General features: G+C 41.8%; 14 protein-coding genes and 5 tRNA genes. 12 read left to right on the top strand and 7 right to left on the bottom strand.

Annotation, left to right across the window (positions count from 1 at the left end):
* Positions 1-14 precede the first annotated feature (14 nt).
* The 4 genes from PMAL9190_RS14390 to PMAL9190_RS14375 form a co-directional block, all read right to left on the bottom strand.
* Positions 15-1118, bottom strand: a complete 1104-nt coding sequence (locus tag PMAL9190_RS14390; RefSeq protein WP_087845792.1) for an efflux RND transporter periplasmic adaptor subunit — start codon at positions 1116-1118, stop codon at positions 15-17.
* Between the two features lie 27 nt (positions 1119-1145).
* On the bottom strand, positions 1146-1712 hold the full coding sequence (locus PMAL9190_RS14385; protein ID WP_087845791.1) for a TetR/AcrR family transcriptional regulator: 567 nt from the start codon (positions 1710-1712) through the stop codon (positions 1146-1148).
* Between the two features lie 241 nt (positions 1713-1953).
* A complete protein-coding gene (locus tag PMAL9190_RS14380; RefSeq protein ID WP_087845790.1) occupies positions 1954-5094 on the bottom strand; it encodes an efflux RND transporter permease subunit in 3141 nt (1046 codons plus the stop codon).
* Positions 5095-5109: 15 nt separating this feature from the next.
* Positions 5110-6255, bottom strand: coding sequence for an efflux RND transporter periplasmic adaptor subunit (locus PMAL9190_RS14375; RefSeq protein WP_087845789.1), 1146 nt, complete (start codon positions 6253-6255; stop codon positions 5110-5112).
* Positions 6256-6562: 307 nt separating this feature from the next.
* Here PMAL9190_RS14375 and rep point away from each other — a divergent pair, with 307 nt between their 5' ends.
* On the top strand, positions 6563-8578 hold the full coding sequence (rep, locus tag PMAL9190_RS14370; RefSeq protein ID WP_087845788.1) for a DNA helicase Rep: 2016 nt from the start codon (positions 6563-6565) through the stop codon (positions 8576-8578).
* A 77-nt stretch (positions 8579-8655) separates the two neighbouring features.
* Here rep and PMAL9190_RS14365 read toward each other — a convergent pair whose 3' ends face one another.
* Positions 8656-9069, bottom strand: a complete 414-nt coding sequence (locus PMAL9190_RS14365; protein ID WP_087845787.1) for a c-type cytochrome — start codon at positions 9067-9069, stop codon at positions 8656-8658.
* Between the two features lie 265 nt (positions 9070-9334).
* On the opposite strand from PMAL9190_RS14365, the gene PMAL9190_RS14360 reads away from it, so the two are divergent.
* From PMAL9190_RS14360 to PMAL9190_RS14315, 9 genes are all read left to right on the top strand, one after another.
* Positions 9335-9411: transfer RNA gene (locus tag PMAL9190_RS14360), tRNA-Arg, on the top strand.
* 36 nt (positions 9412-9447) lie between these two features.
* Positions 9448-9523, top strand: a tRNA-His gene (locus PMAL9190_RS14355).
* A gap of 108 nt (positions 9524-9631) precedes the next feature.
* Positions 9632-9708: transfer RNA gene (locus PMAL9190_RS14350), tRNA-Pro, on the top strand.
* 9 nt (positions 9709-9717) lie between these two features.
* Positions 9718-9793: transfer RNA gene (locus PMAL9190_RS14345), tRNA-His, on the top strand.
* 52 nt (positions 9794-9845) lie between these two features.
* Positions 9846-9922 (top strand) — tRNA-Pro (locus PMAL9190_RS14340).
* Between the two features lie 1078 nt (positions 9923-11000).
* Entirely contained in the window at positions 11001-12719 is a 1719-nt protein-coding gene (locus tag PMAL9190_RS14330) for a dipeptide ABC transporter ATP-binding protein (RefSeq protein WP_087845785.1), read from the top strand.
* A 68-nt stretch (positions 12720-12787) separates the two neighbouring features.
* Entirely contained in the window at positions 12788-14347 is a 1560-nt protein-coding gene (locus PMAL9190_RS14325; RefSeq protein ID WP_087845784.1) for an ABC transporter substrate-binding protein, read from the top strand.
* Between the two features lie 78 nt (positions 14348-14425).
* On the top strand, positions 14426-15403 hold the full coding sequence (locus PMAL9190_RS14320) for an ABC transporter permease (RefSeq protein ID WP_087845783.1): 978 nt from the start codon (positions 14426-14428) through the stop codon (positions 15401-15403).
* Positions 15404-15406: 3 nt separating this feature from the next.
* Positions 15407-16348 (top strand): ABC transporter permease, encoded by a 942-nt coding sequence (locus tag PMAL9190_RS14315; RefSeq protein WP_087845782.1) that lies wholly within the window; start codon positions 15407-15409, stop codon positions 16346-16348.
* 80 nt (positions 16349-16428) lie between these two features.
* On the opposite strand, the gene PMAL9190_RS14310 is transcribed toward PMAL9190_RS14315, so the two are convergent.
* Entirely contained in the window at positions 16429-17793 is a 1365-nt protein-coding gene (locus PMAL9190_RS14310) for a YjiH family protein (protein ID WP_087845781.1), read from the bottom strand.
* Between the two features lie 549 nt (positions 17794-18342).
* Between PMAL9190_RS14310 and PMAL9190_RS14305 the strand changes: the two genes are divergently transcribed.
* A complete protein-coding gene (locus PMAL9190_RS14305) occupies positions 18343-18735 on the top strand; it encodes a EutQ-related cupin domain-containing protein (protein ID WP_087845780.1) in 393 nt (130 codons plus the stop codon).
* 218 nt (positions 18736-18953) lie between these two features.
* The gene (locus PMAL9190_RS14300) at positions 18954-19550 is read left to right on the top strand and encodes a hypothetical protein (protein WP_087845779.1); all 597 of its coding nucleotides are present in this window, start codon (positions 18954-18956) and stop codon (positions 19548-19550) included.
* A 72-nt stretch (positions 19551-19622) separates the two neighbouring features.
* Here PMAL9190_RS14300 and gorA read toward each other — a convergent pair whose 3' ends face one another.
* On the bottom strand, positions 19623-20978 hold the full coding sequence (gene gorA, locus PMAL9190_RS14295; protein WP_087845778.1) for a glutathione-disulfide reductase: 1356 nt from the start codon (positions 20976-20978) through the stop codon (positions 19623-19625).
* Positions 20979-21103 lie beyond the last annotated feature (125 nt).

The raw sequence follows: 21103 nt of genomic DNA, 5'->3' as shown, positions 1-21103 counted from the left end.
TGAGCGTTCTCCAGTTACAGCAATGGGATTTCAGCAGGAGCCTTCAGTGCGTCATTTTCAACGATGTGCACTAATGACTTGTTGCTAAGACGAATTTGGCCGCTAGTTACGATCTGCTCTCCAGCTTTTAGGCCTGAAAGAATGCGTACTTTGTTACCTTTGTTTAGACCAGTAGTTACCACTGTCTGCATCGCACGTAATTTGCCATCAACGTTGCGCAGTACATACACCGTATCACCATAAAGGGTGTAAGTAATGGCCGTTTGAGGAACCACGATTTGATCAGCAATAACGGGTTGAATAACACGGGCACGTGCAAACATACCACTGCGCAGCATGCCGCCGCTGTTAGGAATATCAGCTTGTACCTGAATCAAACCTGTTTGCGCGTTAACCGCAGGTTCAATCGCAGTAATTAGACCTTTAAAATTAGTATCTTTATAAGCATCGATACTGATATCAACAGTTTGGCCAATTTTTATTTTAGAAATATCCGTTTGCGGAACCGTAAAGCGGAAACGCATCGTCGTGGTGTCTTCTAAACGAATAATTTTCGTACCAGGCTGAATATATTGACCTAAGTAAACATTACGTAGACCAATCTCACCGGCAAAAGGTGCGCTGATATTACGACGTTGAATAGATTCTTTTAATGATTTGATTTGAGCGACTAATGCAAGGTAATTTGCTTTCGCTTCATCAAGGCTAGATTTTGATACTGAACCTTTACGGTAAAGATCTTTGTAACGTAGGTAAGAAGCTTCTACTGATGGTAGTTTTGCTTCAGTACTTTGTAAGCTTGACTGTTCAACATTGGAGTTTATTGACACCAATAATTGCCCAGCTTTTACCTTTTGGCCTGATTCAAAGTTGATTTTGCTGATCACACCAGCCGCTTCTGAAGTTAGGGTTACACCTTGCATTGGTTCAATAAAACCAATTGCTTGAAGTGCTGGGTGCCAGTTTTCAGCTTTAGTGGTAGTGGCGGTTACCGGATAGTTTGCTTCCGGTATATTAGCCATATATTCAGCTATTTTATGTTCTTTAAAAAGATTGAAACCAATTACACTTCCAAATAACAGAAGAGCAAGAAGTAACATCACGATCCATTTTTTCATTATGAGGTATGCTCCGGAATTACAATGTTAATGCTGAATAATGGCGTCCCAAGAGGCATTAATAGCGGCATTTAATTCGCTATCAGTGATCTCTAATCCACCATTGATTTTTCGACGGGCTAAATAACAACTCGTCTCAAGGCTAAGTGTGCTTAAAATTTCATTATCAAGCGGTTTAAATAGGTTGCAGGCTTTACCTTCGTCAAACATTTGATTGACGCAGCTAAAAAGGTGTTTATTTAATGCTTTTCTTTCATGGGCATTTTTACGGGGCAAATTCTGAAATTGCCCTTGATTGATTAACGGCGCATTACCACTTACCGACATTTGCCACAAATTGAGCCACATCGTACGGTAACGCTGTTTAAGTGACATACTATTGTTAATATTCTGGCTAACTTTGTTCGCGATATAACCTAAAATATATTCATGTAGTTGGAATAGTAGATCATCTTTATCATCGAAGTAGCGATAAATAGTGCCTGTTGCAACTTGAGCTTCTTTAGCCACCATCTGCATTGATAGACCATGAAAGCCATGGGTAGCTAAAAGTTTTTCAGTTGCTGTTAATATGCGCTCTTTTTTATCTGTCATAACTGCTTATATTCGGTACAAATAGAATGAATGAATGTTCATTCACTGGGCTATTGTAGGATTTGATGATTGATTCGCAAGTCTTATTTAAGCTTTTGTATCATTATTAAGAATATTGCAAGGTTCCCATAAGTGCCAATATACTTATTCGCCGTGATAAGGTGTTTTTTCAAGTGAAAAAGTAATAAAAAGCCCGCATCAAGATAGATACGGGCTGCTATGGTTCTAGATTACCAACTGATTAATGTGATTGTGTTGGTGGTGTACTGTCAGATGTCGGCTTGTTTTTTCCACGACTAAAGATACGTTCTACTACTACAAAGAAAATTGGAATAAAGAAAATACCTAAGAAGGTTGAGCTCAACATGCCGCCAAGTACTGCAGTACCAATGGCATTTTTACCACCTGAGCCAACGCCGGTACTGATGGCTAATGGCACTACACCAAGACCAAACGCGAGCGAGGTCATGATAATTGGACGTAAACGCACACGTACCGCATGCAGGGTCGCTTCAACCAGTCCTGCGCCTTTCTCGTAGTATTCTTTAGCAAATTCCACAATCAGAATGGCATTTTTGGTTGCCAAACCAACGGTGGTTAATAAGCCGACTTGGAAGAAGACATCGTTCGGCATACCGCGCGCATTCATTGCTAGCAGCGCACCAATAATTCCAAGCGGCACTACTAGTACGACAGCAAAAGGCACTGACCAGCTTTCATACAGCGCAGCAAGTACTAAGAACACCACCAAGATAGATAACGCGTATAGCATTGGTGCTTGGTTACCCGATAGGCGTTCTTCATACGATAAGCCATTCCATTCAACCCCAAACCCTGGTGGTAATTTCTTGACCATCGCTTCAATATCAAGCATTGCTTGGCCTGTACTGTAACCATTAACCACACTGCCTTGAATATTCACAGCAGGAGTGGCGTTGAAACGTTCTAGACGCGGTGACGCATATTGCCATTCACCGGTAGCAAAGGCCGAGAATGGCACCATTTCACCTTGGTTATTACGTACATACCAGCTATCAAGATCGCCAGGTTTCATGCGGTATTGAGCATCACCTTGAACAAAGACTTTCTTTACTCGGCCGCGATCAATAAAGTCGTTAACATAAGAACTACCCCATGCAGTACCGAGCACTTTGTTGACGGAATTAATATCGATTCCTAGCGCACGTATTTTGGCTTGATCAATATTAATTTGATACATAGGCGCATCTTCTTGACCATTAGGACGAACGCCAACCAAATTCGGGTTTTCAGCGGCTAATTGCAGTAATTGATTACGTGCTGCAATTAACTTGTCATGCCCTTGACCACTGCGATCTTGAAGGTAGAAATCAAAACCACTGGCGGTACCAAGTTCGATCACTGCTGGTGGTGCAAACGAAAACACCATCGCATTTTTAATTTTTTGGAAATAACCCATCGAGCGATTCACGATCGATTTAACATCCATGCCGGGCAATTGACGATCAGACCAATCTTTTAAGCCGACAAAAGCCATACCCATGTTTTGACCGTTACCAGCAAAACTAAAGCCTGAGACACTAAATACACTGGCGACACTATCAGCCTCTTGAGTTAAATAGTAATCAGACACTTGGTCCATGACTTTTTGCGTTTGCTCTTGGGTTGAGTTAACCGGCAATATGGCCTGACTAAATAAAATCCCTTGGTCTTCATCTGGTAAGAACGAAGTTGGCATGCGCATAAAGATCCAACCTACAGCAACGGTTAAGCCAAGGAAGATAAACATCACTCGAATAGAGCGCTTAATCATTGCCGCAACGCTAGCTTCGTAACGGTTGGTTAAGTTATCAAAAGTGCGGTTAAACCAGCCAAAGAAGCCTTTGTCATTGCTACCGTGAGCAACAGGTTTAAGCATCGTTGCACACAGAGCGGGTGTAAGGATCACTGCTACCATTACCGATAGTGACATTGCAGTTACGATGGTTATCGAGAATTGGCGATAAATAACACCGGTAGAACCTGACATAAATGCCATTGGAACAAATACCGCAGAGAGTGTTAATGCGATACCTACCAGTGCGCCCGTAATTTGATCCATTGATTTACGTGTCGCTTCAACAGGACCTAAGCCCTCCTCGTGCATGACCCGTTCAACGTTTTCTACCACTACAATCGCATCGTCAACCAGCAAGCCGATAGCAAGTACCATTGCAAACATAGTGAGGGTATTTATTGAATAGCCTGCGATAGAAAGTACAGCGAAGGTACCGAGTAATACTACTGGAACGGCAATCGTTGGAATCAATGTCGCGCGGAAGTTTTGTAAGAACAGGAACATGATAATAAATACCAATGCCACTGCTTCAAATAATGTATGGACTACACCTTCAATGGATTTTTCGACAAATGGCGTCGTGTCGTAGGGATAAACCGCTTGTAATCCTTCAGGGAAGAACGGTTTAAGCTCATCAATCTTTGCTTTAACGGCTTCTGCTGTGGCTAAGGCGTTGGCCCCTGTGGCGAGTTTAATACCAATACCACTGGCTTGTTTACCGTTATAGAACACCTGCACAGCATAACTTTCAGCGCCAAGTTCAACTCGAGCGACGTCTTTTAATAACACTTTTGCGCCCGAAGGATCGGATTTCAGAATGATTTTTTCAAACTGAGCTGGCGTTTTTAAACGGCTTTGAGCGGAGACGGTCGCGTTAAGCTCTTGGCCTGGTAACGATGGTGAGGCACCAAGTTGACCTGCTGAAACCTGAGCATTTTGTTCTTTAATAGCATTAATAACATCAATACTAGTGAGGTGATATTTTGTTAGTTTAAGCGGATCAAGCCAAATACGCATCGCATATTGAGCACCAAACGTTTGAATCTCACCAACACCTGGCACACGACTCATTGGATCGGCAACATTGGAACTGATGTAGTCCGAAATGTCATTTTTATCCATCGAACCATCTTCGGAATAGAATCCGACTACCATCAAAAAGCTGGAGCTGGCTTTGTTAACCTTTACCCCTTGCTGTTGCACTTCTAGTGGCAGCAGGGGTAATGCTGATTGCAACTTATTTTGAACCTGAACTTGGGCAATATCAGGATCAGCCTCAGCATTAAACGTCAGGGTTATTTGGGTATTACCAAAACTGTCACTGGTTGACGATAAGTAGCGCAGGTTATCAATACCTGTCATCCGTTGTTCGATAACTTGAGTAACGGTATCTTCCATGGTTTTCGCATTAGCGCCGGGGTAGCTAGCACTAATAACAACTGTGGGTGGTGCAATGCTAGGGTACTGAGAAACCGGTAATTTTAAAATGGACAGTACGCCAGCTAGCATGACGATAATCGCGATCACCCAAGCAAAAATAGGGCGATCGATAAAGAAACGAGCCATAGTTTACTTTCCCTATTATTGTGAGTGAGTGACAGTCATTGGCGTCGGTTCAACCACAACCCCTGGACGGATTTTTTGTAAACCATCAACGATCACTTGATCGCCATCTTTAAGTCCACTAGTAACTCGCCATTGATTATCAATTGCTTCAGCTGTCGTGATTGTGCGTGATTCCACTTTGTTGTCAGCGCCAACAACCATAGCAATTGCTTGGCCTTTACTGTTGCGAGTAATGGCTTTTTGCGGGATCATAATGGCTTTAGGATCGGTGCCAGTATTTAGCACTGCGCGGACATACATGCCAGGCAGTAACACGCCGTCAGGGTTAGGGAATTCAGCACGTAAGGTGACAGAGCCAGTGTTAGGATCGACATTCACTTCAGCAAATTGGAGTGTGCCGTGATGTGAGTAAACACTGCCATCTTCAAGGATCAATTCGACATCAGCATTATCACTGGCTTGCAGCTGACCTTGTTTAAGGGCTGATTTTAGACGCAATAATTGCGTGCTTGATTGGGCAATATCAATATTGATCGGGTCCAATTGTTGAATGGTCGCTAAGACTTGTGCCTGCCCCGCGCTGACGAGAGCACCAGGTGTGACTGATGATTGACCAATACGACCCGCGATAGGGGCTTTAACTTTGGTATAATTAAGATCTATTTTTGCTTTGTTAACACTGGCTTTTGCGACTTCAATGCCAGCAAGAGCAACTTTATATTTTGCTTTATTATCATCATAAGTTTGTTTGCTGATAGCGCCACGGTTAACCAACGTTTCACTACGTTGAGCCAGCGCCTTTGCTGAATCTAAGTTTGCTTGTGCTTGAGCTAAACTGGCTTTAGCGCTGAGGTAGGCTGCGTTATAAGGTGCTGAGTCGATACTATATAATGATTGGCCTTTACTGACACTGCTACCTTCTTTGAAGCTACGTTCAGTGATAATACCTGATACTTGAGGACGAACTTCAGCTTCAAGGTAAGCTTTACTACGGCCAGGAAGTTCGACGTGAATAGCTTGTGGATGAGAAGTAACGCTAAGTGTACCAACAGCCACACTTTTTGCTGCTTGTTGGGTTGGCTTTTTGGATTCACTTTGGTCACAAGCGGATATCCCTAATGTCAAGCTGACAATAGTAGCAATGGCTGCGATCTTTCGCATGAAATCTCCTAAATTTAAGCAATATGAGAACTGTTAAAGATTATTTCATCATTTAACAGTAATGTAACTATTATTTACTTTTATATAATTAACATTTAATTCAATTAAGAATTTGGTGCAACTGGTTGTGATTTGTTTAACTGATATATCAATATGTCTAGCACAGATCCGTTGATTCAGTTGCTTTAAGTAATGAACTTGGAATAAATGTTGATGAATTGCGATAATGCCATTCAAGCAAAAATGAATAGAGTTGTAATTAAAGCGCGTTAAAATGCGCTCGTTTTTAATGACGTCAGGATAACTAATGAAACTGAACCCAAGGCAAACAGAAGCAGTTAAATACGTTTCCGGACCGTGCTTAGTTTTAGCCGGCGCCGGCTCAGGTAAAACGCGTGTTATTACCAATAAAATCGCTTACTTGGTTCAGCAGTGTGATTATAAGGCACGCAACATTGCGGCATTGACCTTTACTAATAAAGCTGCACGTGAAATGAAAGAGCGTGTCGGTCAAACATTAGGTCGTCAAGAATCTAAAGGGTTAATGGTGTCAACTTTTCATACGTTGGGACTGAACATTGTGCGTCGAGAATGTAAATATTTAGGCTTAAAAGCCAATTTTTCATTGTTTGACGATCAAGATCAGATGGCGTTATTAAAGGAATTGACCGAAGAAGAGCTCGACGGTGATAAAGATTTATTAAAGCAATTGCAGTCAACAATTTCGAATTGGAAAAATGACATGTTAGCGCCAGTTGATGCCGCTGGCCGTGCTCAAACTGAGCGTGATCAATTATTTGCCCATTGCTATGAAATGTATCAGCGGCAGATGAAGGCCTATAACGCGCTTGATTTTGATGATCTGATTTTAATGCCAGTATTATTGTTGCATGATAATCAAGAAGTGCGTCAACGCTGGCAAAATCGAATTCGCTATTTGCTGGTGGATGAGTATCAAGATACCAACACCAGTCAGTATTTGTTCGTCAAGTTATTGGTTGGTGAGCGAGCACGATTTACTGTGGTTGGTGACGATGATCAGTCGATTTATTCGTGGCGTGGCGCGCAGCCAGAAAACTTAGCCTTACTCAATAAAGATTTTCCTAATCTTAAAGTAGTTAAACTTGAGCAAAATTATCGTTCAACCAGTCGTATTCTACGAACGGCAAACATTCTTATTGCTAATAACCCCCACTTATTTGAAAAAGCTCTGTTTTCAGCGATCCCTGATGGGGCGATGTTGAAAGTGTTGACGGCAAAAAATGAAGAGCATGAAGCTGAAAAAGTGGTGGGCGAATTAATTGCGCATCGGTTTATGAATAATACCGCTTATAAAGATTATGCGATTTTATACCGCGGTAACCACCAATCGCGATTATTTGAAAAAGCGCTAATGCAAAACCGAATTCCGTATAAAATTTCTGGTGGAACGTCGTTTTTCTCGCGGGTTGAAATCAAAGATATGATGGCATATCTACGAGTATTAACTAATCCTGATGACGATAATGCTTTTTTACGGATCGTGAATACGCCACGACGTGAAATTGGTCCAGTTACGCTCGAAAAGTTGGGAACGTACGCCAATATGCGCGGAAAAAGTTTATTTGCTGCCAGTTTTGAAATGGGGCTTGAACAACACCTTTCGGGCCGTGGTTTAGAATCGTTACAACGCTTTACGCATTGGATAAATCAGCTGACAGATAACGCAGAGCGGGGCGATACTGTGGCAGCGGTACGCCAATTAGTACGTGATATTCATTATGAAGATTGGCTCTACGAAACATCTTCCAGTCCTAAAGCGGCTGAAATGAGAATGAAAAATGTCTCTGATCTCTACAGTTGGATCACCGCTGATTTGGAAGGTGATAACTATGACAATGAAGTTAAAACTCTGAAAGAAGTGGTACAGCGTTTAACTCTGCGTGACATGATGGAGCGTGGGGAAGATGACACTGACGCTGATCAAGTACAGCTAATGACGTTACATGCATCAAAAGGGCTCGAGTTTCCATATGTGTTTTTAGTCGGCACTGAAGAGGGCATTTTGCCGCATCAAACCAGTATTGATGAGGATAATGTTGATGAAGAGCGCCGATTGGCTTATGTGGGGATCACCCGCGCGCAACGAGAGCTAACGTTCACGCTGTGTAAAGAACGGCGTCAATATGGTGAACTGATCAAGCCAGAGCCGAGTCGATTCTTATACGAGCTACCACAGGATGATTTAGAGTGGGAAAACGAACGCAAACCGATCACTGCTGAAGAACGAATGCAAAAAGGCCAAGCCCATATTGCTAATATTCGTAATTTATTTAAAAAATAGCACTTAATTGACAGATTATTATGCAGGGGGAGCGATCCCCCTGATTTTATTTACAATATACAAAGGCTGATTAATCATCACTGCTCGTTGGGGTTGATCATATAGTTAATAGCCGCAACAATTTCATCATCACTGCAATCCATACACGTTCCTTTGGCTGGCATAGCGTTAAAACCTTCAATTGCATGCTTAGCCAGAACCGCATCACCTTGGCTTACTCTTGCCGCCCAATCGTCAGCATCGCCTTTTTTTGGTGCACCCATTAAGCCACTGTTATGACACGAGGCACAATATTGGTCATAAATAGCCTGAGCTGTTCGAGATGAGGTCGTGGTGACAGTGGTAGGCGTAGAGCCATCAAGATGAACATTTCCTACAGGTTTTATGCGCTCACTGATTGCAGTGGTAGACATATCAGCAGCAATGACGGTAGTTGATAAGGCGCTAGCGGTACAAATAGCGATTAGCCATGGTCGTAAAAATAGATCCATTTATTCACCTTTATATACGTCCAGTTGTATGAGGATGAGTGATCCAATATGGTTTCCCCATCGTGGTGTGATTTACACCGCGAGTCGATGTTACAATTTTGTAAGTATAGCAACTATATTCAATGTTCAAATTCAATATTGTACTATCGATGACACGAATCAACGTCGATTTGTTGATAAATGCAGCGAGCGGAATAAAAATAAAAAAAAACACTTGCCGAGTTGCGTTCTGATCCGTAATATTCACCCCCGTCGATAGGGCAAGGCGCCCGTAGCTCAGCTGGATAGAGCGTTGGCCTCCGGAGCCAAAGGCCGAAGGTTCGAATCCTTTCGGGCGCACCATTATCCGGTCGTATTGGCAAAGGTAAAAAAACATTGGTGGCTATAGCTCAGTTGGTAGAGTCCCGGATTGTGATTCCGGTTGTCGCGAGTTCAAGCCTCGTTAGCCACCCCATATTATATATGTGTTGATCACCCAGTCAGCATGTTGGCTTTTAAGCCCGCTTGTTTTACAAGCACACAGAATTATCTCGTGATAATGCATCACGTAGAAAGATTTAGTCGGTGAATAGCGCAGTTTGGTAGCGCATCTGGTTTGGGACCAGAGGGTCGGGGGTTCGAATCCCTCTTCACCGACCACTTACAATGGTGGCTATAGCTCAGTTGGTAGAGTCCCGGATTGTGATTCCGGTTGTCGCGAGTTCAAGCCTCGTTAGCCACCCCATTTTCAGGTTATCTTGTATTAGAGACCTTGGCCTTGTAAGCCTAAACATTGTCGGTGAATAGCGCAGTTTGGTAGCGCATCTGGTTTGGGACCAGAGGGTCGGGGGTTCGAATCCCTCTTCACCGACCACCATTAAGAAAACCGTATCGAAAGATACGGTTTTTTTTCGTCGGTATAAAAGTAAATCGGTATTATTGGTTGAAAGCCAGAGGGTCGGGGGTTCCCCTGATATTAGAATCTCGCTCTTCACCAACCACCATTAAGAAAACCGTATCGAAAGATACGGTTTTTTTTCGTCAGTATAAAAGTAAATCGGTATCATTGGTTTAAAGCCAGAGGGTCGGGGGTTCACCGATATTAGAATCTCGCTCTTCACCGACCACCATTAAGAAAACCGTATCGAAAGATACGGTTTTTTTTCGTCGGTATAAAAGTAAATCGGTATTATTGCTTGAAAGCCAGAGGGTCGGGGGTTCCCCTGATATTAGAATCTCGCTCTTCACCAACCACCATTAAGAAACCTGAATCGAAAGATACGGTTTTTTTTCGTCGGTATAAAAGTAAATCGGTATTATTGGTTGAAAGCCAGAGGGGCGGGGGTTCGCTGATATTAGAATCTCGCTCTTCACCAACCACCATTAAGAAAACCGTATCGAAAGATACGGTTTTTTTTCGTCTCCAGAAAACGATAAACATCACCTAATAATAACGTTGGGAAAATACTAAAAAGCCGCGCAAATATGTCGTAGCAACCATTGTTTTAAGTTTTGATATTCAGTTTATATATAGATTTATGCGCTGATTTTTATTTTTTCAGTGGTTTTTATCACTATGTATTTTTTTAAAAACGATATTTTGTTTAATAAATGTTAATTGAAGGTGTGGTTTTTTTTGAAAATATATTCATGATGATTATTTTTAATTGTTACAGTTGAGTGGTTTTTTGTGGCGGATTATTGGCTTGTTTGTTGTTTATTCAGCGTGTTATAAATTGATATTTGTTTAGTCCTCTATTGTTTATTGATGCGTTCTTATAAGATAAATATTCAATAAACACAAATAATGATAGTTTTTTACTTTGTATTGTTGCTTTTTTGTAATATTTTTGACAGATTGAATGGAAGGCATGCAATCAGACAATAGTATTGGCATGAAAAGGATTTAATTTTTCAGATCGGCAGGATGCTGCCAGTAGTGGAGTCTGATAATGGCATTATTAGAAGTAAAAAATCTTCGTATAGAATATCCCTCGCGTCATGGTACCCATGCAGCAGTAAAATCATTGTCATTCACCATTGAACGCGGTGAAATCGTTGGTGTTGTTGGAGAATCTGGTGCAGGTAAATCGACGGTAGGTAATGCCGTGATTGATTTATTAAGCCCTCCAGGACAAATTGCCAGTGGTGAGGTTTTTCTCGATGGCAATAAAATCTCAGGGTTAACGCCTGAGCAAATGCGTCAAGTGCGAGGCTCAAAAATTGGGTTTATTTTTCAAGATCCAATGACCTCATTAAATCCCTTGTTTACGGTTGAGCAGCAATTAACTGAAACAATTATTACTAATTTGAACGTATCACAAGCTGAAGCTGTGACACGCGCATTGGCATTGATGGAACAAGTGGGTATTCCTGAACCCCAGCTACGGATTAAACAGTATCCGCACCAATTTTCAGGCGGTATGCGTCAACGGGTAGTGATTGCTATTGCGTTGGCGGGTGAGCCAGATTTAATTATTGCAGATGAGCCAACCACTGCATTGGATGTATCGATTCAAGATCAAATTCTAACCCTGATCCGTGATCTATGTGTTCAAAAAAATGTGGGGTGTATGCTGGTTACTCATGATATGGGGGTGGTTGCCAATGTTACTGATCGGGTCGCGGTGATGTATCGTGGCGATTTAGTCGAAATGGGTACTACCGAGCAAGTGCTACGTCGACCACAACATCCTTATACTCAAAGTTTAATTTCAGCCGTTCCCCGTTCTGATATAAAACTGAATCGTTTTCCTCTGGTGACTTATATTGAAGATGCTCAACAAGCACCTGCATTAGATGTTAAAAATCATTGGTTAGGACAAAGCCAAGATCAGCGTGCTTATAAAGGGGCATTGCTTGAGGTTGAAAACGTTAACTTACGCTTTATTACCAAAGACTCATTATTTGAAAGTCGGCGTGAATATGTGCAAGCCAATAATGATGTCAGTTTTAATATTGCTGAAGGTGAAACGTTTGGCTTAGTCGGAGAATCTGGTTCTGGTAAATCAACCATTGCACGGGTGATCGCTGGTTTATATCCACCAAATAGCGGCAGGGTACGTTTTGAAGGTATTGATCTGACGGCGCTAAAAAGTGAGGCGGAACGGCGTCCACTGCGTCGTCAGATGCAAATGGTGTTTCAAAATCCGTATACCTCAATGAACCCTAGAATGCGTATTTTTGACATTATTGCTGAGCCGATTCGATTTCATAAGTTAACTCATAATGAGGCCCAAACCCGCCAGATAGTGAATGATTTATTGGATCATGTGGGGTTAGGACGCGCAGCAGGCATTAAATTTCCGCATGAGTTTTCGGGTGGTCAACGTCAGCGGATCTCGATTGCGCGCGCATTGGCAACTCGACCACGATTATTGATTTGTGATGAGCCAACATCGGCACTGGATGTTTCGGTACAAGCCCAGATTCTAAACCTATTAAAAGATCTACAAGATGAACTTAATTTGACGATGTTGTTTATTAGCCACGATTTACCGGTTATTCGTCAAATGTGTGATCGAATCGGCGTGATGCAACAAGGAACATTGTTAGAAGTTGCAGCAACGGAAAAATTATTTACCGCACCACAGCATCAATATAGTCAGCATTTGATTTCGTTAATGCCTGAATTTAAAGGGCTAGAAGTTAAACCTCAGCAACGTGCTTAAGCGGTTGTTATCAAGGAAAAGTAAAATAAAGACTAAGCGATAGCGCTTGGGCATAAAGGAGTTATGCAATGAAAACCATTAAGAATAAATTAGCACTAGCATTGGTTGCTGCAGGATTGAGTTTTAGTGTTACCGCGGCAGATTTAAAGTTAGGTTATGCGTCAGATCCTGTATCACTTGATCCTCATGAGCAACTATCTGGCGGCACACTACAGCTATCGCACATGGTATTTGATCCGCTAGTACGTTTTACTCAGCAAATGGATTTTGAGCCGCGTCTAGCACAAAGCTGGCAGCGCATTGATGCCAATACTTTTCGATTTACATTACGTCAAGGGGTGAAGTTTCACTCAGGTAATCCCCTGACCGCTGACGATGTGATTTGGACCTTTAATCGTCTGCAGTCATCACCCGATTTTAAAGCCATTTTTGAACCGTATTCTGAAATGAAAAAAGTCGATGACTACACTGTCGATATTATCTCAAAAGGCGCTTACCCATTGGTACTTCAAACTGCGACCTACATTTTCCCAATGGACAGCAAATTTTACAGCGGTAAGACGGCTGATGGTAAAGACAAAGCCGAAGTTGCTAAGCATGGCAACTCATTTGCTTCAACCAATATGTCTGGTACTGGACCCTTTACGGTGACGCAGCGAGAGCAAGGGGTAAAAGTTGAATTTACTCGTTTTGCTGATTACTGGGATAAAGATTCTAAGGGTAATGTTGATACCATTACGCTATTGCCGATTAAAGAAGATGCCACTCGTGTTGCGGCGTTACTTTCAGGTGGTGTCGACATGATTGACCATGTCGCACCTAATGATCATAAGCGTCTGAAAAGTGCTGAAGGGGTTGATTTAGTGACCTTACCGGGTACGCGTATTATTTCTTTTCAAATGAACCAAAATAGCAATCCAGCATTAAAAGATGTCCGTGTCCGTCAAGCAATCGTGCATGCGATTAATAATGAAGGCATTGTAAAAAAAATTATGAAAGGTTTTGCAACCGCTGCTGGCCAACAAAGCCCAGCGGGTTATCAAGGTCATGATAGTGCGTTAGTGCCACGTTATGATGTTAAAAAAGCCAAACAATTAATGAAACAAGCTGGTTATGAAAATGGCTTTACATTGACCATGTTAGCGCCAAATAACCGTTACGTGAACGATGCCAAAATTGCTCAAGCAACCGCAGCTATGCTGTCAAAAATTGGAATTAAGGTTGATTTGAAAACCTTACCTAAGGCGCAGTACTGGCCTGAATTTGATAAATGTGCTGCTGATATGATGATGATTGGTTGGCATGCAGATACCGAAGACTCCGCTAACATGACCGAGTTTTTGACCATGACCCGTAATGAGAAAACCGGTAAAGGCCAATATAACTGTGGTTTCTATTCTAACCCAGAGGTCGATAAGTTAGTGACTGAGGCCAATGTTGAAACCGATCCAGCTAAGCGTGCTGCAATGTTAAAACAAGTGGAAGCGACGCTATATAACGAAGCGGCATTTGTACCATTACATTGGCAAAGCCTAGCATGGGGTGCGCGCACCAATGTCCATGCAGCCGATGTCGTGAACCCAATGGAGCAGCCATACTTTGGTGATCTGGTGGTTGACGAAAAATAACGTTAGTAAGCCATAGTTAAATACGAGTGCCGGGGCTTGCTCCGGCATTTTTTCAGGATGAATTAAAAGGGGCAGGGAATGTTTTCGTTTCTGGTCAAACGCCTGTTTCAGGCACTGATAGTGATGTTTGTGATCAGTCTGGTGGCATTTGCCATTCAGGATAACCTTGGCGATCCGTTACGAGAGCTCGTCGGCCAATCGGTATCAGAAGCTGAACGTCAACAATTACGTGATGACTTAGGTCTTAACGATCCATTTGTGACTAAATACAGTCGTTTTCTTAGTAATGCGATTCAAGGGGATCTCGGCACCTCATACACCTTTAAGCGTCCAGCGACAGAGGTGATTTTAGATAAATTAGTTGCCACCTTAGAGTTAGTGTTTGGCGCAACAGTGATCATTATTTTAGTGTCAATTCCACTCGGGGTGTATTCCGCTATTCACCCACGGAGCGTGTTTACTAAAGTGGTAATGGCGTTTAGTAGTATTGGTATTTCAATTCCGGTGTTCTTGACCGCGATCATGTTGATGTATGTGTTCTCGATTGAGCTTGGGTGGTTACCGTCATTTGGGCGCGGTGAAACCGCTAATTACTTAGGTTGGGAGTCCGGCTTCTTTACCGTCGATGGCCTCAAACATTTAGTGCTGCCATGTATTGCCTTAGCTTCGATTATGCTGCCATTGTTTATTCGTTTAGTACGCTCTGAAATGTTAGAAGTTTTAAGCTCGGAGTACATTAAGTTCGCTAAGGCAAAAGGTTTACCAATGAATAAGGTCTATTACCAGCATGCATTGAAAAACACCATGTTGCCGGTATTAACTGTCGGTGGAGTGCAGATTGGTACCATGATTGCCTACACCATTTTGACCGAAAGTGTATTTCAGTGGCCAGGCACAGGACTGTTATTTTTAGATGCCATTAATCGAGTTGATACGCCGTTGATCACCGCTTATGTGATTTTTGTCGGCCTTATTTTTGTGGTAACGAATACCATAGTTGACCTGCTTTATGGCTTGGTTAACCCAACAGTAGATTTGACGGGCAAGGGAGCATAAGTCATGGAAAGTATTAGCACCGTTGCACCAAGTCGTTGGCAGCGTTTTAAAAGTTCCGACATCGTTTATTATTTTCTCAAAGATAAAGTAGCAATGGTTTGTTTTGCTATTTTTATTAGTTTTGCTACTGCGGCACTATTTGCACCTTTTATCGCACCAACCAATCCTTATGATTTATCGTCAATCGATATTATGGATTCGGAGTTACCGCCAGCATGGATGGAGGATGGCGATCAAAGCTTTGTGTTAGGTACCGACGATCAAGGCCGAGATATTTATTCGACCATTTTATATGGGATGCGATTATCACTGACGATTGGTTTGTTAGCAGTGGCATTGCAATTAACCATTGGTGTCATTGTCGGCTTAACTGCGGGCTACTTTGGTGGTCGTATTGATAGCTTGCTGATGCGTATTGCTGATGTGCAGCTATCATTTTCAACCATGATGGTGGCGATCATTGTCTCGGCAATTTTCCGCACCGCGTTAGGGGCAGAGACCTATGCTCAGTATGCAGTGATAATGCTAGTGGTGATCATTGGCTTTGCTGAATGGCCACAGTATGCGCGAACGGTACGTGCCTCTGTTTTGGCAGAGAAAAAGAAAGAGTATGTTGAAGCGGCCAAAGTGATGGGCTTTCGCGCGCCACGAATCATGTTCCGTCATATTTTGCCGAACTGTTTGTCACCAATTCTAGTGATTTCTACAGTGCAGGTTGCCAATGCAATTATGTCAGAAGCGGCACTCTCATTTTTAGGCTTAGGTTTACCGGTGGATCAGCCGTCATTAGGCTCACTGATCAGTATTGGTTTTAACTATATTTTCTCAGGCTCATGGTGGATCACCGCCTTCCCTGGCATTGTATTAATTACCTTAGTATTAGTGATTAACTTGCTCGGTGATTGGCTACGGGATGTGTTTAATCCCAAGATTTACAAAGGCTAATAGGCTAATAGGCTAATAGGCTGATGTTTAGCTAGTAAAAAGGCGACCGTGTGGTCGCCTTTTGTTTTACTAACAGTGGGTTAGAAAATCAAATGAGCCATTAATGCAATCACTGGTAACGTTACTAGTGTACGCAAAATAAAGATCACAAATAATTCCCATGCTTTAACCGGTACTTTACTGCCAATTAATAGCGCGCCAATTTCAGACATGTAAATCAACTGAGTCACTGACATTGCAGCAATAATAAAGCGGGTCATATCACTTTGAATGGTTGATGCCAAAATCGATGGCAAGAACATATCAGCAAAACCGACCACGATAGTTTTAGAGGCTGCTTCTGCTTCAGGAATATGCAGCAATTCTAGGAATGGAATAAAAGGCATGCCAAGGTAATCGAAAATTGGGGTATTTTCCGCAACCACTAATGCCACCGTACCAATCGCCATTACCACTGGTAGCACGCCAAACACCATATCAACGGCGTTTTTAAGTCCATCAAGTGCAATTGCAGGAATACTTTTTACTTCTGCGGCTTTTTTAAGTGCTTGCTCAAGCCCATAAGAAAAAACATTGTGACCCGCAGGGACTGTTTCATCGTGAGATGATTCTGTGGTGCCATTAATATAGACATTTTTCTTACGCGATAATGGCGGCAGACGCGGCACAATGATTGCTGCTACTAAACCAGCTAAACATACCGTTAAGTAAAATGGAGCAAACATATGCTCTAAATTTACTTGAGCAATCACCACTAAACTAAACGTGATTGATACCGCTGAGAATGTGGTACCAATAACAGCAGCTTCGCGTTGAGTATACATGCCTGACTCATATTGCTTACTGGTCAGCAGTACTCCCACTGAGCCATCGCCTAACCATGATGCAATACAGTTGACTGATGAGCGACCCGGTAGGCCAAAAATAGGTCGCATGATACGGGTAAATAGGGTGCCAAAGAATTCCAGTAGGCCAAAATTGAGCAGTAGCGGTAGCAATAAACCCGCAAAAATAAATACTGAAAATAATACCGGTAATAAATTATTGAGAACTAAGCCACCTGTGGCGTCGTTACGAAACATCACCGGGCCAATATTAAAGTAGGTCATCACAGCAAAAGCAGCACCCAGCTGTTGGACGATAAACCACATTAGCGATGGGTTGAGTAAGCCATTAATAAAGCTATTGCGAACAATAAAGCCGGGCTTAAACAGTTTCGTGATAATAGACATCACAGCGGTAAAACTGATAACAGCAGTTACAATCGACGTTAATGAGTTTTCAAAATGGCTTTGAATTGTTTTTGCTAATACAGCGATGGGAATTGTGATATCACCATCAAAGTTAATTGGTGCCATAAATAAAAACACTCCAATTAACGATGGAATGATAAACATTAGCCAATTATTGATGTTTTTGGGTGGCGATGCTGCTTGTTGATGCATATTTGTTTATAACCTACTGGTAGATACGGCCGAATTAATGGGGGTGTCCCCGAGGTCTGATAGAATAAATATTCACTATTATTCTATAAATAAGGAGTCGAAGATTACATTTTTTATTGAATAGATGGAATAGTCTACAATCAAAAAAGTTGGTTAATTATGCGATTGTTGAGGTTTTTTATTCGAAGTTGCTATTTTTTAGCCTTAAGTGTGGGGCTGATTTTTTTTTAATAAAAACCTATTAATAATATGTGCAGTGAATATGGCATTGATTGTTACTGTGCAGGAATAGTATTTATATTTTTAAGCTATTGTTGATTTTAAGTGCTGAGTTACACTTGTTGCATCAGAAAACATCACGCGAAGATGATGTTCATAAATAAATAGTTGGTAGAGGTTATTAAGTAACTTCAAATAATAGCCAACATTAATTTTTGTTACTCCCAAATCCAATAATAGATCCAATTGCTGTCATGGTAATTTGATCATCTGTACCTAATAAGATCACTGCATTGACTGTGGTCTTACTATAAAAATAAGGCGCTATTGATGACTACATTAACAACTAAGCCAGGTATTACACTGATCAAATCAGGTACTTTTAAGCTTAATGATCTAAGCAAATTACTTGAAGTTGAAGGCTTAAAAAGTGATATGGCTGAAGTTGCTGTAACCAATAACAGCAATGCATTAACCATTGGTCATTTCACAATGGCACCTGGGGTTGAATTTGAATACTTCTACGATTCTGTTGAGTATAAAGTGATCACCAAAGGTAAAATTGTTGTGCGTGATGAAGCAGGCACTAAATATGTTGCTGAAGTTGGCGATGTTATTTTATTTAGCCCTGATGTTAAGGTTATCTTTGATGCAGAGAGCGATGGTGAAGCAATTTATACTGCTCACCGTGCAGCAGCTGCAGATTTTGCACCAGCACAATAAAAAACAAATTTAGTTGTTATATATTAAAGCCTTAACATTTTGTTAGGGCTTTTTTTTGCATCTTAATTAGGATTATTGTTACCGTGAGGTAATAGTGTTTTAGTTTTTTGTTGTATTGTTATTTTTTGAGTAATGGTTAATAATAAATTGATAACATAACTGCTGATTGATTTGGTGTAAACTGAAACGATTGAGCATAAATAACGATGAGGTACACCATGGCAGCACATTCAAATCAGCAATTTCATGTCGGTCAGATCATTGATGAACATCCATTTGTTGCCGGCGATGGCGCCGTTATTGAGATGTTCCGCAATGATATGAGCAATATGGTTTTTATCGGTTTAAACGGTATCACTGCAGATGAGCAGCAGATGATGGCAGAAGCCACTGCTGAATTTGGGTTGATGAAAACTGATAATGGCGGCTGTTTAGTGGTATTTAAATTGGCGGAGCTTGCGTTTGATATTCAGTTTAATGCAGCAGCGATCCCGGCGGAGTATTTTCAGCAGCCAACGACGCCAACATTAGCATTATCAATGATGGCATTAGATACAGCTAACAATGAAATCAAAGTGATCCGCGAGTTGTCATTACCAGCGGCAGTAACTGAACAAGTGGTTGCGGTGATGCAAACCCAACGTGCAATTGAAGATCCTATGGCGGTCAATGCTGAAAATATGCATTTATTAAATACCGTCAGCACAGAAGAATTATTAGCGCAGATTACGCTAACTCCAATTCAAACTGTGATTGCGCCAACATGCAGTTGTGGCCATAACCATCAAGATGGACATCATCACCACCACGGTTAATCGACCAAAAAAAAGCTGGTTATCCAATATCTAAAAAGGATTAACCAGCTTTAATATCAAGCGTTAGTGCGCTCAACGCATGGTAACAAACTCTTCAGAGCCGGTTGGGTGAATAGCAACTACGCTATCAAAATCGGCTTTCGTTGCGCCCATCTTCATTGCCACACCAAAACCTTGAATCATTTCATCAACGGTATAACCAATCCCATGTAGACCAACCACTTTCTCATCTTCGCCTGCACATACTAATTTCATTTTACATGGCTGACGGTGGCTTGTGACAGCGGTATACATTGCTGTAAAACCTGATTGGTAGACTTTGACATTTTGTTCGCCATATTGCTCAATCGCTTCTTGGGTCGTTAGACCAATGGTGCCGATTGGTGGGTGGCTAAACACAACCGTAGGCACTAAGGTGTAATCCATCTTCGCTTCTGGCTTGTTATTAAACAGACGCTCAGATAATTGACGACCAGCCTTAACTGCAATTGGTGTTAGCTCGATACCGCCTTCCATGATGTCACCGACACAATAGATACCTTCAACATTGGTTGCTTGGTATTGGTCTACCTTGATGTAGCCACGTGCATTGGTTTCAACACCTGTTGCTTGAAGGTTGATTTTGTCAGTCGCAGGATGACGACCAATTGCCCAAATCAGTAAATCGGTATTGTGAGATTCACCGTTTTCAAAATGCAATGTAATTGAACCGTCAGCTTCTTTAACCACTTCTTTAGGCGTTGAGTGGGTGTGAAGGGTTGGGCCTTCAGCTGCCATCACTTCAACTAAGGTATCAACAATCATTGGATCGAAGCTGCGTAGTGGTGATTCTTTACGCACAAACAGGTGAGTATCAGTACCTAGGGCACTTAATACACCAGCGATTTCAACCGCGATATAACCTGCACCAACAATGGCAGTACGCTTAGGCTGCTCATTAAGTTCAAAGAAACCGTTGGAATCAATACCGTATTCAGCACCAGGTACATTTGGAATGCTTGGCTCACCACCAACGGCAATCAAAATATGATCAGCGGTGTAATGCTCACCATTGACTTCAATTGTTTTGGCATCAACGAAAGTCGCAAAACCATTGATGACTTCAACGTTGTTTTTGGCTAGTACATTGTCGTAAGAGCTATGAATACGGCTGATGTATGCTTCGCGATTTTCAACCAGTTTGCTCCAGTTAAAATCTTTTACATCAACATCAAAGCCGTAATCTTTTGCGTAAAGGTGCATAGCTTCAGCGATTTGAGCACCGTGCCACATAACTTTTTTAGGTACACAACCGACGTTAACACAAGTACCACCCAGAGCTTTTGCTTCAATGATTGCTACTTTAGCGCCATACATTGCTGCACGGTTTGCAGATGCAATACCGCCGCTACCACCACCGATGCAGATGTAATCAAAATGCTTTGCCATGACTTTACTCCAATAGATGTTATGAATATTCACTGTCACCTAGTGTAATCAAGATTGGGCTGAGTGACGAGAATTTAAAATCGAAAAAAACGATTGATAAGTTACTTTACCATCGAAAATAATGG

The sequence above is a fragment of the Photobacterium malacitanum genome, assembly GCF_900185615.1.
GTDB lineage: Bacteria > Pseudomonadota > Gammaproteobacteria > Enterobacterales > Vibrionaceae > Photobacterium > Photobacterium malacitanum.
This window is presented reverse-complemented; position numbering and strand designations above follow the sequence as displayed.